The sequence below is a fragment of the Caldicellulosiruptor changbaiensis genome (genome assembly GCF_003999255.1).
Taxonomy (GTDB): domain Bacteria; phylum Bacillota; class Thermoanaerobacteria; order Caldicellulosiruptorales; family Caldicellulosiruptoraceae; genus Caldicellulosiruptor; species Caldicellulosiruptor changbaiensis.
Genome location: NZ_CP034791.1, coordinates 1,652,346 through 1,667,461, shown reverse-complemented (window position 1 = coordinate 1,667,461; position 15,116 = coordinate 1,652,346). Strand labels below are relative to the sequence as shown.

17 protein-coding genes are annotated in these 15,116 nt (G+C 35.7%); 16 read left to right on the top strand and 1 reads right to left on the bottom strand.

What is annotated here, in order from left to right; translation table 11 throughout:
- Positions 1-2 precede the first annotated feature (2 nt).
- The 3 genes from arsB (at position 3) to ELD05_RS08245 (ending at position 2,117) form a co-directional block, all read left to right on the top strand.
- A complete protein-coding gene (gene arsB, locus ELD05_RS08255; protein WP_127352053.1) occupies positions 3-1,055 on the top strand; it encodes an ACR3 family arsenite efflux transporter in 1,053 nt (350 codons plus the stop codon).
- A 422-nt stretch (positions 1,056-1,477) separates the two neighbouring features.
- Complete coding sequence (locus ELD05_RS08250) at positions 1,478-1,717, top strand: type II toxin-antitoxin system Phd/YefM family antitoxin (protein ID WP_127352052.1); 240 nt, start codon at positions 1,478-1,480, stop codon at positions 1,715-1,717.
- Positions 1,701-2,117, top strand: a complete 417-nt coding sequence (locus ELD05_RS08245; RefSeq protein ID WP_127352051.1) for a type II toxin-antitoxin system VapC family toxin — start codon at positions 1,701-1,703, stop codon at positions 2,115-2,117. Before ELD05_RS08250 ends, ELD05_RS08245 begins: the two co-directional genes overlap by 17 nt.
- Before the next feature lie 386 nt (positions 2,118-2,503).
- Here ELD05_RS08245 and ELD05_RS08240 read toward each other — a convergent pair whose 3' ends face one another.
- Positions 2,504-3,184 (bottom strand): Crp/Fnr family transcriptional regulator, encoded by a 681-nt coding sequence (locus ELD05_RS08240; RefSeq protein ID WP_127352050.1) that lies wholly within the window; start codon positions 3,182-3,184, stop codon positions 2,504-2,506.
- A 105-nt stretch (positions 3,185-3,289) separates the two neighbouring features.
- Between ELD05_RS08240 and ELD05_RS08235 the strand changes: the two genes are divergently transcribed.
- The 13 genes from ELD05_RS08235 to ELD05_RS08175 all read left to right on the top strand — a co-directional run bounded on the left by ELD05_RS08235 (position 3,290) and on the right by ELD05_RS08175 (position 15,115).
- On the top strand, positions 3,290-4,015 hold the full coding sequence (locus ELD05_RS08235; RefSeq protein ID WP_127352049.1) for an ATP-binding protein: 726 nt from the start codon (positions 3,290-3,292) through the stop codon (positions 4,013-4,015).
- A gap of 46 nt (positions 4,016-4,061) precedes the next feature.
- Positions 4,062-5,711, top strand: a complete 1,650-nt coding sequence (gene hcp, locus ELD05_RS08230) for a hydroxylamine reductase (RefSeq protein WP_127352048.1) — start codon at positions 4,062-4,064, stop codon at positions 5,709-5,711.
- A gap of 250 nt (positions 5,712-5,961) precedes the next feature.
- Positions 5,962-6,321 carry a DUF2294 domain-containing protein gene (locus ELD05_RS08225; protein ID WP_127352047.1) on the top strand — a complete coding sequence of 120 codons (360 nt, stop codon included), beginning with the start codon at positions 5,962-5,964 and terminating at the stop codon, positions 6,319-6,321.
- Positions 6,322-6,462: 141 nt separating this feature from the next.
- Positions 6,463-6,888: a hypothetical protein gene (locus ELD05_RS08220; protein ID WP_127352046.1), complete on the top strand. Its 426-nt coding sequence runs from the start codon at positions 6,463-6,465 to the stop codon at positions 6,886-6,888.
- Between the two features lie 27 nt (positions 6,889-6,915).
- On the top strand, positions 6,916-8,784 hold the full coding sequence (locus tag ELD05_RS08215) for a DUF4914 family protein (RefSeq protein WP_127352045.1): 1,869 nt from the start codon (positions 6,916-6,918) through the stop codon (positions 8,782-8,784).
- Between the two features lie 145 nt (positions 8,785-8,929).
- Positions 8,930-10,084 carry a 5-(carboxyamino)imidazole ribonucleotide synthase gene (locus ELD05_RS08210; protein ID WP_127352044.1) on the top strand — a complete coding sequence of 385 codons (1,155 nt, stop codon included), beginning with the start codon at positions 8,930-8,932 and terminating at the stop codon, positions 10,082-10,084.
- A gap of 6 nt (positions 10,085-10,090) precedes the next feature.
- Complete coding sequence (purE, locus tag ELD05_RS08205; protein WP_127352043.1) at positions 10,091-10,618, top strand: 5-(carboxyamino)imidazole ribonucleotide mutase; 528 nt, start codon at positions 10,091-10,093, stop codon at positions 10,616-10,618.
- Positions 10,619-11,032: 414 nt separating this feature from the next.
- Entirely contained in the window at positions 11,033-12,061 is a 1,029-nt protein-coding gene (locus tag ELD05_RS08200; RefSeq protein WP_127352042.1) for an aliphatic sulfonate ABC transporter substrate-binding protein, read from the top strand.
- Positions 12,062-12,064: 3 nt separating this feature from the next.
- Positions 12,065-12,904, top strand: a complete 840-nt coding sequence (locus ELD05_RS08195; RefSeq protein ID WP_127352041.1) for an ABC transporter ATP-binding protein — start codon at positions 12,065-12,067, stop codon at positions 12,902-12,904.
- The gene (locus ELD05_RS08190) at positions 12,849-13,610 is read left to right on the top strand and encodes an ABC transporter permease (protein WP_206516918.1); all 762 of its coding nucleotides are present in this window, start codon (positions 12,849-12,851) and stop codon (positions 13,608-13,610) included. The genes ELD05_RS08195 and ELD05_RS08190 overlap by 56 nt, the downstream gene beginning before the upstream one ends.
- A gap of 26 nt (positions 13,611-13,636) precedes the next feature.
- Positions 13,637-13,846 carry a sulfur carrier protein ThiS gene (thiS, locus tag ELD05_RS08185; protein WP_011917159.1) on the top strand — a complete coding sequence of 70 codons (210 nt, stop codon included), beginning with the start codon at positions 13,637-13,639 and terminating at the stop codon, positions 13,844-13,846.
- Positions 13,843-14,655, top strand: a complete 813-nt coding sequence (locus ELD05_RS08180; RefSeq protein ID WP_127352040.1) for a HesA/MoeB/ThiF family protein — start codon at positions 13,843-13,845, stop codon at positions 14,653-14,655. The genes thiS and ELD05_RS08180 overlap by 4 nt, the downstream gene beginning before the upstream one ends.
- Positions 14,656-14,704: 49 nt before the next feature.
- Positions 14,705-15,115, top strand: a complete 411-nt coding sequence (locus ELD05_RS08175) for a M67 family metallopeptidase (protein ID WP_127352039.1) — start codon at positions 14,705-14,707, stop codon at positions 15,113-15,115.
- Position 15,116: the final 1 nt, after the last annotated feature.

Below are 15,116 nucleotides of genomic sequence, written 5' to 3'. Positions count from 1 at the left end.
CAATGGATCACAAAAAAGGACTTTCATTTTTAGACAGGTTTTTAACTCTTTGGATTTTGCTTGCAATGATTGTAGGTGTCTTGATTGGCTATTTCTTCCCAAACTTTGCAAACATTTTAAATAAGCTGAGTATCGGCACAACTTCAATTCCAATTGCACTTGGGCTTATAATGATGATGTACCCGCCACTTGCAAAGGTAAGATATGAAGAGATAAACAAAATGAGGCAAGGAAGAAAGCCTTTTGGAATAGCAATACTTTTTAACTGGTTTATTGGACCTGTTGTGATGTTTTTGTTAGCAATTTTGCTTTTGAGAGACTATCCGCACTATATGATTGGGGTTATTTTAGTAGGTTTGGCAAGATGTATTGCTATGGTACTTGTGTGGAATGACCTTGCTGATGGAGATAGAGACTATGTTGCAGTGCTTGTTGCTTTGAATGCCCTATGGCAGGTATTGACATATTCAATTTTTGCATATGTATTTATAAAAGTCTTGCCACCTATTTTTGGTGTTGATACAAAAAACATTGCTCTTCATATTTCAATGAAAGATATTGCGATTTCGGTATTTATCTATCTTGGTATTCCATTTATTGCAGGACTATTAACAAGGGTTATACTGGTAAAGAAAAAAGGAAGAGAATGGTATGAAGACAGCTTTGTAAAGAAAATAAGTCCTATAACCTTAGTTGCATTGTTATTTACAGTCATTGTGATGTTTTCTCTTAAAGGTAAATACATTGTTGAACTTCCACTACACGTTATAAGGATTGCAATACCTCTTACTTTTTACTTTGTAATGATGTTCTTGATAACTTTCTTTACTTCATATAAGATGAGATATCCATATCCAGAAAGTGCAACTGTCGGCTTGACAGCGGCGAGTAACGACTTTGAACTTGCAATTGCGGTTGCTGTTGCAACATTTGGTTTGGGTTCAGGAGAAGCATTTGCAACTGTAATTGGACCGCTGATTGAGGTGCCTGTTATGCTCATGCTTGTAAATGTGGCTTTGTATTTTAAAAAGAGGTTTTATGGTGCATACAATTGAAGCTATCTTTTGAATAGTGTTGTTGAGTAAAATTTTACCACTTAAGACAATTGGTATATTATACCTTTAGAAATTGCTTGTTCCAAATAGAAGTTTTTATTTTTTCTTTTTTAGTAGATATAGTCATCTATGTTAACCATCCTCTGAGATAACCTTTCATTGCTTATTTTTCTTTATTTTACCAACATCGAATGTTTTTTTATTTTTCATTATACTCTATTCAGGTTCTCGCCTATATGGGTTAATATCATTTATTCAGCAATGATTTTTGGAATGTTCAAAAAATAGTACTACTCCGAATTTCAATTTTTCATAAAAAAGTTTTAAAAAAGAAACCGTCCAACTGGTCAAAATGCGATTTACAACAATGACTATTTTATGTTACAATAAAAATAGCTAAGCTTTAAAATGAGGTGATAGCTATGATTGTGAATGCAACAGAATTTAAAATGAGAGTAGGGAAATATTTGAAACTTGCTGAGAAAGAAGAGATTATTATTACAAAAAATGGAAAGCAGGTTGCTAAACTTATACCAATTAGAAAGAGTGATGCCTCTGCAGTAGATTTTTTATATGGTTTGCTGGAGAATTGCAGTAATAAAGAGATAGATGTAAAACAAATAAGGAATGAGAGGCTAAAAAAGTATGAAGGTGCTAATTGACACTAATGTTATTTTGGATGTTTTATTAAAAAGATCACCATTTGACGTTGATTCCTATAAAGTATTAAAGTTTTGTGAGCAAAACATTGTGGAAGGGTACATTGCTTCTTTTGCTGTAACAGATATTTATTATTTTATCTCCAAAAATTTAGGAAATGAAAAAGCACGTCAAGGTATTGAAGCATTACTTGGTATAGTAAAACTTGTTAGTATAAATAAAAAGGATGTAGAAGATGCTTTGAAAAATTCAGCTATAAAAGATTTAGAAGATGCTTTACAACTTCGATGTGCAAAAAAAATTAGGGCGGAGTGGTTAATAACAAGAGATGATAAGTTTAAAAAGCTTACATCAAGAGCGATAACTCCTTTTGATTTTGTTCATAAGATTATCAAGCAATAAACAAGTTCTCAAATCAGGACAGTATTTCTTTTGAAAATAGATTTTATTGTGTTTCACTTATGGGTCTGTAAACAATTTTGTGTATTTAAATTGAACCATCCCTCTTGGTAAGAAATCATTCAGGATAATCTTGCCTACCTTTATTTTTTGGTATTACCATTTCAAAGCTTTTCACGCACAAATTTTTCAAAAGCTGGACAAAATTTAATACTGGAATATATTGCTCTGATTTTTCTGGTTCTAATTTGTTTTAGATTGCTTCCATGGAAGCAATCTACTTAAATGCTTGATACATTATCAAAAGCTGAACTAATATTATATCCCAATTTCGGGAGCATATCAAATATTGAGGTGTGACAGCCTCTTTTTTTCTTTAACGGTATTTTTTAAGCATTTTCATATAAATACTCTTCAATTCTTTCCAGATTTTTAATCCAAATTTCCTTTCCCCCAAAATCTATAAGTCCCTCTTCTCTCATCTTTATCAGCTCTCTTGACAAAGAAGGCCTTTGCACATTGAACTTTTCTGCAAGTTCCTGCTTTGAAAGAGAAAGCTTTATCTTGAGGCTTTTTTGCTTTTTGAACTCTTCAAGCAAAAAATTACAGATCTTTTGTCGCAGAGTTATAAGTGTAGATTCTTTTAATTTTGAGTTTAAAAGAAGAATTCTATCTGACAATATATTTAAAAAGTTGTGCAAGAACTTTTCACTTTTCTTACTGAGATTTATAATAGTATCTTTTGGGATAAACAAGATAGTTGTATTAGACTTAGCAACAACTGTCGCTGGGAAAAAATTTGATGAGGAAAATATCACGGCTTCTCCAAATGTATCTCCGGGAAGCAAAGTTGTTATTGTATATTCTTTGCCAGAAGTAGAGACCTTTTTAATATCCACCATTCCTTCAAGTATTATTCCTATGGAAGTGCATTCATCTCCTTCAAACGCAATTATCTCATCTTTTTCAAAACTCTTTTGGACCAAGCTGCAGCCACACAAAAGCCTTTCGATATCATTTTCTTCTATACCTTTAAATAATTTCGTTTTGGATAGTTTAGAATAGCTCATAAAATTTTCTCCTCTCAAAATTTAAAACTGTAACATATGTTACCGCAAATATATTCTAAACCATATAAAATATAATTGCAACTAAACAGAGAGGGATGATTGGATATGGTGAGAAAAATAATCAAAATTGATGAAGAAAAATGCAATGGTTGTGGTCTTTGTGTAAATGCCTGCGTTGAGGGTGCAATTGAGCTGGTAGATGGCAAGGCAAAACTTGTGAGCGAAGAGTACTGTGATGGGCTTGGGAACTGTCTTCCTGTTTGTCCAACTGGGGCAATTGAGATAATTGAGGCAGATGTGAAGCCTTTTAATGAAAAGGCTGTAGAAGAGAGAATTGAAAAAACTAAATCTAAGAGAGAATTTTCATGTATGTGTCCGGGTTCACAAGAAAGGATTATTGAGAAAAAAGAAGCTGCTGCACCTTCGGAAGCTGCTAAGCCTTCAGTGCAAGAGGTGCAAGATTCATCTGAGCTTATTAACTGGCCTGTGCAGCTTGCTCTTGTCAATCCATATGCTAAGTTTTTTGAAGGTAGCCACCTTTTGATTGCAGCTGACTGTGTTGCGTATGCTTATGCGTCTTTTCACAAGGATTTTATGAAAGGAAAGGTTACAATAATAGGGTGTCCCAAACTTGACGATATTGAATATTACTATGAAAAGATTTTAGAGATAATCCAAAATCATGAAATCAAGAGTATAACAGTTGTCAAGATGGAAGTGCCGTGCTGTACTGGTATTGCAAATATAGTTAAAAAAGCTATGCTTCAGGCACAAAAGATTTTACCGTATTCAGAGGTTACAATTACCACCGATGGTGGTATAAAAGAATAAATTTTGGGTAAAAATCTATAGATAACTTTTGGAGGTGTTATTTGAAATGATTCAAACAGAGATGTTTTGTTTTCAGTGTGAACAGACAGCAGGTGGAAAAGGCTGCACAAGGGTTGGCGTTTGTGGCAAAGACAGCAGAGTTGCTAACTTGCAAGATCTTCTTTTGTACCAGCTAAAGGGCATTGCTTACTTAGGTGACCAACTTTTAAAACAGGGAAAGAAAATTGATCAGTACACAACAAGATTCATGATGGATGCCCTGTTTTCAACACTTACAAACGTAAACTTTGATGAGAAAAGATTTGTAAAGTATATCCTTGAAGCACAAACAGTAAAAGAAAATCTCAAAAATCAGGTGGGTAGCTTACAAAACGTACCTGCTGCAGTAGATTACAGACTACCAGAAGATGTAGAAAAGATGATTGAAGATGGGAAAAAGGTTGGGATTTTGGCAGATGAGATTGACGAGGATATAAGGTCACTCAGAGAACTTCTAATATATGGAATAAAAGGAATGGCTGCATATGCTCATCATGCAGCAAGGCTTGGCAAGCAAGATGAAAATATAAACAATTTCTTCTTTACAGCACTCGCAAGGACCTTAGACAACAGCATCTCAGCAGATGAACTGTTTAACCTAAACATGGAACTTGGTAAGATGAACTTCAGGTGCATGCAGATACTTGATGAAGCACACACACAAACCTTTGGTCATCCACAGCCAACAGAGGTTTTGATTTCAAAGAAGAAAGGACCATTTATAATTGTCTCTGGACATGATTTAAAAGATCTAAAAGAACTTTTAGAACAGACAGAAGGAAAAGGCATTAATATCTACACCCATGGTGAGATGTTACCTGCACATGGCTATCCAGAGCTCAAAAAATACAAACATTTAGTAGGAAACTATGGTGGTGCATGGCAAGACCAGCAAAAAGAATTTGATGGAATTCCAGGTTGTATCTTGATGACAACAAACTGTCTGCAAAAGCCAAAAGACAGCTATAAAGATAGAATTTTCACAACAGGCGTCGTCGGATTTGATGGTGTTGCACACATTGAAGAAGTAGATGGCAAAAAGGACTTTACGCCAATAATCCAGAAGGCGCTTGAACTTGGTGGCTGGCAAGAGGATGAAGAAGAAAAGAAGATACTTGTTGGCTTTGGACATCACACTGTGCTTGGCATTGCAAACAAAATAATTGATGCAGTCAAAAGCGGCCAAATTAAGCACTTCTTCTTAATTGGTGGATGTGATGGTGCAAAACCAGGCGGAAACTACTATACAGAGTTTGCAGAAAAGACGCCAAAGGATACGTTGATTTTGACCTTAGCGTGTGGCAAGTACAGATTTAACAAAAAGGATTTTGGTACTATTGGCGAGTTTCCAAGACTTTTGGATATTGGTCAGTGCAATGATGCATACTCAGCTCTTGTCATTGCAATTGAGCTTGCAAAGGCATTCAATTGTGATGTAAATGACCTACCACTTACCTTAGTTCTCTCATGGTTTGAACAAAAAGCTGTTGCAATACTATTGACACTACTATCCTTGGGCTTGAAGAACATCTATTTAGGTCCATCATTGCCAGCTTTTGTATCACCGAATATTTTGCAGGTTTTAGTCGAAAAGTTCAATATAAAACCAATATCTAATCCTGAAAAAGATTTAAATGAGATTTTAAGCAGGAAATAAAGTTCTTTTAGGATTTACAAAAATCTAAAATAGTGCTGCCCAAAAGTTGTTTGGGTAGCACTATTTTTTTGGCTGAATAATGAAAAAATAAAAATGTAAACTTGCAAAATTTACAGGTTGGTTGTCCAAAATGGCTTTAATATCAATCTGTTAAAAGTTTACTACAAAAAATTTTTGAATAATCTTGACATTCAAATTTCATTTTGCTATACTTATAAACAGATTAACTGGTAACAAAAAATGAAAAGGGATGACAAAAGGACAAATAGAAGCAAAAATCAGTGAAGCAGTCAGCAAGTTTGAGATGGAATACATGGGCAGGGGCCCTAAACAGATAAAGACAATAATCACAGAGGATATAATAGTTGTGAGATTACTTGGCTTTTTAAGTCCAACAGAAAAAAAGCTTGCCCAAACAAAAGATGGGGTTGAGCTTATCAAGAAGGTAAGAGCAACCCTCTTTGAAAATGCAAAGGATGAGTTAGAAAAACTCATAAAAGAGGTTATAGATGTTGACATTGCGGGAATATACTCTGATGTCAACACTGCCAATGGGGAAAAGGTGATAGTGATAACTTTGAACGAGAACTTAGAAAAACGCCTAAGGTAGGAATTGGCAGACCGAGCAAAGGGCCAGAAAAAAGGCCAGTTGCAAGGTAAGCCAATATTTGCAAGGCAAAAAGCTTTGCAAATATTGGCTTTTTTTGTTGTTGTGTTAAGGTTGAAAATGTAACTTAAGGAGGTATTTGTATTGTTTGCTGAGATTTATGAGGTAAACCTCCACAGAACAAAAGATTTGGCTTCAAAACTTTTGACAAGAAAGAGTTTTTTTATACTTATAGAGAAGTTTTTTAAAGATTATTGTGAAACCAATCCTTTTTTAGCAACCTTCTTTTACAAATACTTTTGGGACGGGAGCTATGTTGATATATGGGCATTGCCACTTGTCTTGTTGGATGTATTTCACCTCAACACAAAGACACTTACCTTTTACACAAACAAAGACAAAAACTTTCTCAAAGATTTAAAGGTTGTTGTGCAGTGTTTGGAAGGTTATGTTGTAGAGTTTTTGAAGGATAATTCTGACGATATCAAGAAAACAAAGGAAACTGTAGACGATTACAGATACATCTTGAGGCTTGTACTTGAGAAAATAGAGTTTATTGAGAATAACTAAAATTTCGAACAGGAGGTATTTATTACAATGAATAAATTACTGAACTTGAAAATAAAAGATGAAGTTTTTGATATTTTAAATAGCTGCAAGGGAATAACTATGCCTGAAAAAAGATCTGATTTTATTGACCTATCACTTGGTGGAAAAGACAATATGATTTTTGAGGTCAAATACGAGGTTGAAGGCAAGGATGAAGTAGTTGAGGCAATTGTCACAAGGTGCAAAAATGGCATTGTTGTTAATTATCCAGATGTATACATGAGACGAAGAGACCCTGATAGTTTAATTATTGGTGATGAAGGTGAGACTGATAAACCAAGGTATAAAGATGTATACGGAGATAATTTTGAAGAGGTCAGAAAAGAAACATTTGAGTGGTTAAAAAAACAAGAACTGATTGTATATGGTTTCTATGCTGGTGGGAAAGAACACGGCTATCCTGCGCTTGTGATAGCACCGCTTAATGCTGCGTTTTTTGGTTTTGCACTTGCTGATATTCAGGGGTTTATTCCAAGAAGTGAATTCGAAAAGATTGAGCTTTTTGAGCCGAAAGCGGTAATTTATGTTGCTCCACCATTCAGACACACACATTTTAACGGCAAGCAAGTGGTTGTACACAATAGGGTAAACAGTGTTCATGAGATATTTTCGTATAACCTGTATCCAGGGCCGAGCGCTAAAAAAGGCGTATATGGTGTACTTTTGAACATTGGCGAGATGGAAGGTTGGGTAGCTGCGCACGCCTCAACTGTCAGAATTGTCACGCCATATGACAATGTCATAACAATCATGCACGAAGGTGCAAGCGGTGGCGGCAAAAGCGAGATGTGCCAGCAGATGCATAGAGAAAAAGACAACAGGGTTCTTTTGGGCGAAAACATTATTACAAAAGAGAAAATATACCTTGAGATAAAAGAGTCTTGTGAAATCCATCCTGTTACAGATGATATCGCTCTTGTTCATCCCAGCCTTCAAACAGGTTCTAAAATGGTTGTAAAGGATGCAGAACAAGGCTGGTTTGTAAGGCTTGACAATATCACTCATTATGGCACAGACCCGCAATTAGAAAGGCTTTGCATTCATCCGCCAGAGCCACTTATTTTCTTAAACTTAGAAGGTGTGCCTGGTTCAACTTGCCTTATTTGGGAGCATACAATGGATGAACCAGGCAAGCCTTGTCCAAATCCGAGAGTGATTTTACCCCGCAGGTTCATCCCTAATATTGTAGATGAACCTGTTGAGGTTGATATACGAAGTTTTGGGGTAAGAACACCACCTTGCACAAAGTCAAAACCTACGTATGGAATAGTAGGCATATTTCACCTTCTACCACCTGCACTGGCATGGCTATGGAGGCTTGTTAGTCCCCGTGGCCATGCTAACCCAAGCATAACACAGGCTGAAGCTTTGAGCTCTGAAGGTGTTGGTTCTTACTGGCCATTTGCAACAGGTCTTATGGTAAAGCAGGCAAACCTTCTTTTAGAGCAGATATTACAATTTACAAGAACTCAGTATATTCTCATTCCAAATCAATACATTGGTGCGTATAAAGTTGGCTTTATGCCTCAGTGGATTACAAGAGAGTACTTGGCAAAAAGAGGAAATGTGAGACTAAGGTCCGATCAGCTAAAGCCAGCAAAACTTCCTCTTTTAGGGTATGCCCTTGAGTACATGAAGGTTGAAGGAACATATATTCCAAAGTTTTTACTTCAGGTTGACCTTCAGCCAGAAGTTGGTGAAGAAGGATATATGGAAGGTGCAAAGATTTTGACAGATTTCTTCAAGAAAGAGATTGTCAAGTTCAAAACATTGGATTTGCATCCTCTTGGAAGACAGATTATAGAATGTTGCTTAGATGACGGGAGTTTAGAGGATTATGTTTCGTTGATAAAGTAGAATATATTTTTTAAATAGAATATACTTTCAAGCTGTTGACCTCCTCATGGAATTGAAGATAAAATATTCTTAATTCTATGAGGAGGTCATTTTTTGAAAGTTTTAAAAACAGCTACACTTTTAAAAGGAGAGATGGGGGAAAAGAATGGACAAAAGAGTTTTTGGCTATCCTCTTATGAAAATAGGCATAATTGGCGGTGGACAGCTTGGGAAGATGCTCTCTCAAAAGGCAAAGCAGATGGGGTTTTATGTTATCTCTTTAGACCCAAGTGCTGCGTGTCCTGCAGCTTCAGTTTCAGACGAGCTGATTGTAAGTGATTTTTACAGTCCAGAAAAATTAAAAGAGCTTGTTGAAAAAAGTGACATTACAACGTATGAAATAGAGCATATTAACACAAGCGTTCTAAAAGAACTTTATGATAAGGGATACAATATTCTGCCATCTCCATATTGCTTAGAGATAATTCAAGACAAACTGAAGCAAAAACAGGTGTTACAAAGTGCAGGGCTTCCTGTACCGAGGTTTGAAAGGGTAGAGAGCTTTGATATATCTTTTTTTGAAAACTTTGGTTTTCCGCTTGTTCAGAAAGCAACAAAAGGCGGATATGATGGTAGAGGAGTTGTGGTTATAAAAAGTAAAGACGATATAAATAAAGTTCTCAAAACTGAATCTTATATAGAAGAATTTGTAGACGTGGAGAAAGAACTTGCTGTTATTGTTGCAAGAAATAAAAAAGGAGATGTTGTTTCATATCCTGTTGTAGAAATGGTTTTTGATGAGATTGCAAACATTCTCGATATGCTCATTGTACCAGCAAGAGTTGAAAAGGATATAGAGGATGAAGCAAAGAAGATAGCAATCAAGGCAGTTGAAGCACTCCAAGGTGTTGGTGTTTTTGGAGTTGAGCTCTTTTTGACAAAAGACAGAAAAATTTTAATAAACGAGATTGCTCCAAGGCCGCACAACTCAGGCCACTATACCATAGAAGCCTGCATTACGAGTCAGTTTGAACAGCACCTTCGGGCCATTTGTGATTTGCCACTGGGTTCTACCAAGCTTTTGTCTCCTGCTGTGATGATAAATCTATTAGGTGAAGATGGGTACAAAGGGACACCTGTCATAGAGGGGTTGATTAATGCACTTTCAATAGAAGGTGTTTCTTTTCATTTCTATGGCAAAAAAGTAACCGCACCTTTCAGAAAAATGGGACATATAACAATACTCGACGATAATTTAGAAAGAGCTATAGAAAAGGCAAAGAAAGTAAAGGAAGTGTTAAAAATAAAATCGGAGGTGTAAAATGTAATGAAGAAACCACTTGTTGGAATAATTATGGGAAGCGACTCAGATTTGCCTGTTATGAAAGAGGCAGCAAAAGTCTTAGAAGATTTTGGAGTTGAGTATGAGATGACAATTGTGTCTGCACACAGGACACCTGAGAGGATGGTCAAATATGCAAAAGAGGCAGAGGAAAGGGGAATTGAGGTAATTATTGCTGGTGCTGGCGGAGCTGCCCATCTTCCAGGAATGGTTGCTTCAATTTCAAACTTGCCAGTTATTGGTGTTCCTGTAAAAACATCTTCTTTAAATGGACTTGATTCTCTTTTATCCATTGTTCAGATGCCGGCAGGTGTTCCTGTGGCGACTGTTGCAATCAACAATGCTAAAAATGCCGGAATTTTGGCTGCTGAGATTTTAGGGGTGAAGTATCCTGAAATAAGAAAAAAAATAGCCGAGTACAAAGAGAGGATGAAAAATGAAGTTGAAGAAAAGGCAAAAGAGTTAGAGGAAGCAGGGTACAAAGAGTATCTTAAGAGAAGGCAGGATGGGTAAGGCAGCATGTTTGGCTTTCAATCCAACTGGGTGTTACTGCCATGTTTTTTGAATGCTTCATTATAGCAAATAGTTTTCTTTTTAGTAGCGATAAAGATGGGGCTATTTTGTAGAATTTAGTCTCTGGTTTGATACGTGAGCTATTTGGTAGCTATGTTTTTAATCCTATATAACAGCTGTACTTAACAATCTTTAGTATCGTTGTTGCAACTTTGGATTATAAATTTTTGAATGGGTATTGACATGGAAATAATGCTATATTATAATTTTAATAACCAAGTATTTAGATAGAAATTTAAGAATACAAAAAATAACAATTTGCCTCTGCTCAAAAGCAGGTGTGGGCAGAGGTAAAAAAATAACTTTAATTCAGAGTATTTTGATATAAATAGTTGATATTAGGGAGGCACATAAATGGCAATAAAAAGATATTATAAAGTGGCTGCCTTAATTATACTGCCAATTACTTTGTTATTTCTCCTTTCAGGATGTTATGCAAGAAAAGAAGACAAAAATCTTAAAGTAAGAATTGCATTTTTCCCGAATATAACTCATGCCCAAGCGTTGGTAGGGAAAGAACTTGGCATTTTCCAAAAAAGGATAGGCAAAGATGTAAAGGTTGAATATAAGGTTTTCAATGCAGGTCCGGCCGAGATAGAAGCGTTTTTAGCAGATGAGGTTGACATAGGTTATATTGGGCCAATTCCTGCGATAAACGGGTTTGAAAAGACAAACGGTGAAATAAAGATTATCGCAGGAGCTGCAAATGGAGGAATGATGCTGGTCTCAAGGCAGGATTTAAATATAAAAAATTTAGATGACTTAAAAGGCAAGAAAATTGCAGTTCCTCAATTTGGGAATACCCAGGATATTGTATTAAGGTTTTTATTAAACAAAGCTGGACTTAAAGATACTACCAAAGGTGGAAATATTGAGATTATTCAAGCTGAAAATCCAGATATTAAAACTCTGCTTGACAGAAATGAGATAGATGTAGCACTTGTTCCTGAACCTTGGGGAACAAGGTTGAAAAAAGAAGTAAATGCCAATGTTGTGCTTGACGGTAGCCAAATAGCACAATACATAGATATTCCTACAACAGTAATTATAACAACTTCAAAGTTTTTAAAAGAGCATTCTGATATTGTAGAAAAATTTCTCATAGCACATTTAGAGATAACAGATTATATTGAAAAAAATCCTGAAAAATCATGCAAGATGATAAATAGACAGATTTCTGAGATAACTTCTAAGCCATTGCCCGAAGATGTTTTAAATGAGTCATTCAAAAATATCAAACTTACAAGTGAAATACAAAGAGAGCCTTTGGAGAAAGCCATTGAGTCATATTTTGACTTGGGATACTTAAGAGGAAAACCAAATATTGAAGAATTAGTGAATACAGAAATTTTAGATAGAATCAAAAACAAAGAGGTGTACTGAAAATTGGCATTGGTGATTGAAAATGTAAGTAAGAGATTTCAATCAAAAAACAAAGAAATAAATGTGTTAGAAAAAATAAATTTAGAAGTACAAAATGGAGAGTTTATATGCATTCTCGGTCCATCTGGCTGTGGCAAATCTACACTTTTGAATATAATAGCTGGGCTTGAAAAACCCACTGAGGGAAAAATTTTTTTAAACGGCAGAGAAGTCTTGTCACCTGGTCCAGATAGAGTTGTAATGTTTCAAGAGTCAGCTTTATTTCCATGGCTAAAAGTAATTGACAATGTTGAATTTGGTATGAAAATACGAGGTGTGCCCAAAAAAGATAGACATGAAAGGGCGCTTAAATACTTAAAGATGGTTCACCTGACTAAGTTTAAAGACGTTTATGTTCACCAATTATCAGGTGGAATGAAACAAAGAGTTGCATTAGCAAGGGCATTGACGCTTGACTCTGAAGTTCTTCTTATGGATGAACCTTTTGCAGCACTTGACAGTCAGACAAAAAATATCCTACTGCTTGAACTTCAGCGAATCTGGTGGGAGACTAAAAAGACAATTATATTTGTGACTCACAATATAGAAGAAGCGGTTCTTTTAGCAGACAAAGTTGTGGTTATGTCTTCAAACCCGGGAAAAATCAAAAAGGTTTTTGAAATAAGACTTGCAAGGCCGCGACTTCTTGATAATCCTGACATAGTCTATATGATATCTGCTATTATGAAAGAGTTAAAAGATGAGGTGGAAAAGATTGCAAAAGCAGAATACGATAGCGATTGGAGTTTTGAAAAGGACACTGTTTTATATAGCTCTGATAGCAGTTTGGGAATTGGTCTATAGAATTTTTGTTGAGCTTTTTAAGATATGGAAACCTTATGTGTTTCCATCTCCTGTATCAGTAGCAGAAACTTTTATAAGACTTCTGGATAACAATGTTTTGTTCATAGCAATCTGGGCAACAACTAAAAGAATGGTTATAGGTTATTTGATTTCTCTTATTGCGGGAATTATTCTTGGACTTTCAATAGTAAAGTTCGGATTTTTAGATAGAAATTTAAGACCACTTATTCTTGGTTTTCAGACATTGCCAAGCGTCTGCTGGTTACCATTTGCCATACTATGGTATGGTCTTTCAGAAAAAGCCATTATATTTGTAACTGCAATTGGTTCTCTATTTTCTATAACACTTGCAGTTGAGTCAGGCATTAAAAATGTAAATCCACTTTATATAAAAGCAGCAAAAACAATGGGTGCAAAAGGTATAACACTTTACTTAAATGTAATAATCCCCGCAAGCCTTCCCTATGTTATCTCAGGAATGAAACAAGGTTGGTCGTTTGCATTTAGAGCATTGATGGCAGGTGAGATGCTCTTTGCTACAAAAGGTTTGGGACAAGTACTTATGGTTGGAAGAGACCTTGCAGATATGAGTCAGGTCATTAGCGTGATGATAGTAACAATTATTTTCGGACTTGTTGTAGAAAAGGCAATATTTGGCCCTTTAGAAAATCAGATAAGACTTAGATGGGGCCTTAAAAATACATGAAAAATTTATGAGGGAGGTAGAAAAGAATGAAAATTAAGGCAAATGGTAATGAAGTACAAATTGAAAGAGAGATGACAATCTTTGAGATGTTAGATGCTTTAAATGTCTCAATGAAAGAATACGTAACAGTGCAGCTCAACGGTCAAATTATCCCCAGAAGTGAATATGATAAAGTTACAGTAAAAGATGGCGATGAGGTTGAGTTTTTATATTTCATGGGAGGGGGACTATTATGAAGTTAACAGATACACAACTTGAAAGATACTCAAGACATATCATCCTGAACGAGGTTGGCGCAAAAGGACAGCAAAAACTTTTGGAATCTAAGGTTTTGATCATTGGGACTGGGGGACTTGGTTCCCCTGCTGCAATGTTTTTGGCAGCTGCCGGTGTTGGAACAATCGGGCTTGTCGATTTTGACGCAGTTGAGCTTTCCAATCTTCAAAGACAAATAATACACTTTACACCTGATGTAGGCAAGCCAAAGGTGTTTTCTGCAAAGGAAAAGATAAACCAAATGAATCCTGATGTGGAAGTAGTAACTTATCGTGAAATGGTAAATTCAAGCAATATTATAGATATCATAAAAGATAGGAATTATGACTTTATAATCGACGGCACAGACAACTTTCCAACAAAATTTTTAATAAACGATGCCTGTGTAATGCTAAAAAAACCATTTTCACATGCAGGTATCATAAGATTTGATGGGCAAACCATGACTTATGTGCCAGAGAAAGGGCCGTGCTTTAGATGTATCTTTCAAAACCCACCACCACCTGATGCAGTTCCAACTTGCAGACAGGCAGGAGTTTTAGGTGTGATGGGTGGTATAATTGGCACAATCCAGGCAACAGAAGCAATTAAATATTTGCTTGGAATTGGTGAACTTCTAACAGGATATATCCTGATTTACAACGCTTTGAAGATGGAATTTAGAAAAGTAAAGATAAACAAGAGAGAAAGCTGTGAAATATGCGGGCCAAATCCAACAATAAAAGAGTTAATTGACTATGAACAGCCTCAGTGTGATTTAAAAAGCTAAAGAAAAAGCTGTTAAAGCAGACGTTGAAAAACAGGAGGGACGAAAAAAATTGATAATATTACCAAAAACATTATATGAAGAAATTTTGACTCATTGTTTAAATAGCTTGCCTATAGAGGCGTGCGGACTTCTGGGTGGAGTTATTGAAGATGAAAAAAGAATTGTCAAAAAGGTTTATTTGCTTACCAATGTTGACCAAAGCCCAGAGCATTTTTCAATGGATCCGCTTGAGCAGTTTGCAGCAGTAAAAGATATGCGGAAAAATGGTTGGGTATTACTTGGCAATTTTCATAGCCACCCCACCACACCCGCAAGGCCATCTGAAGAGGACAAGAGACTTGCTTTTGATAAGAGTTTGAGCTATCTCATATTATCACTCATGGATGAAAAAAATCCTGTTTTAAAATCATTTAGGATATATGAAAGTTATGTGGAAGAGGAAGAAATCCACATCATTTGAA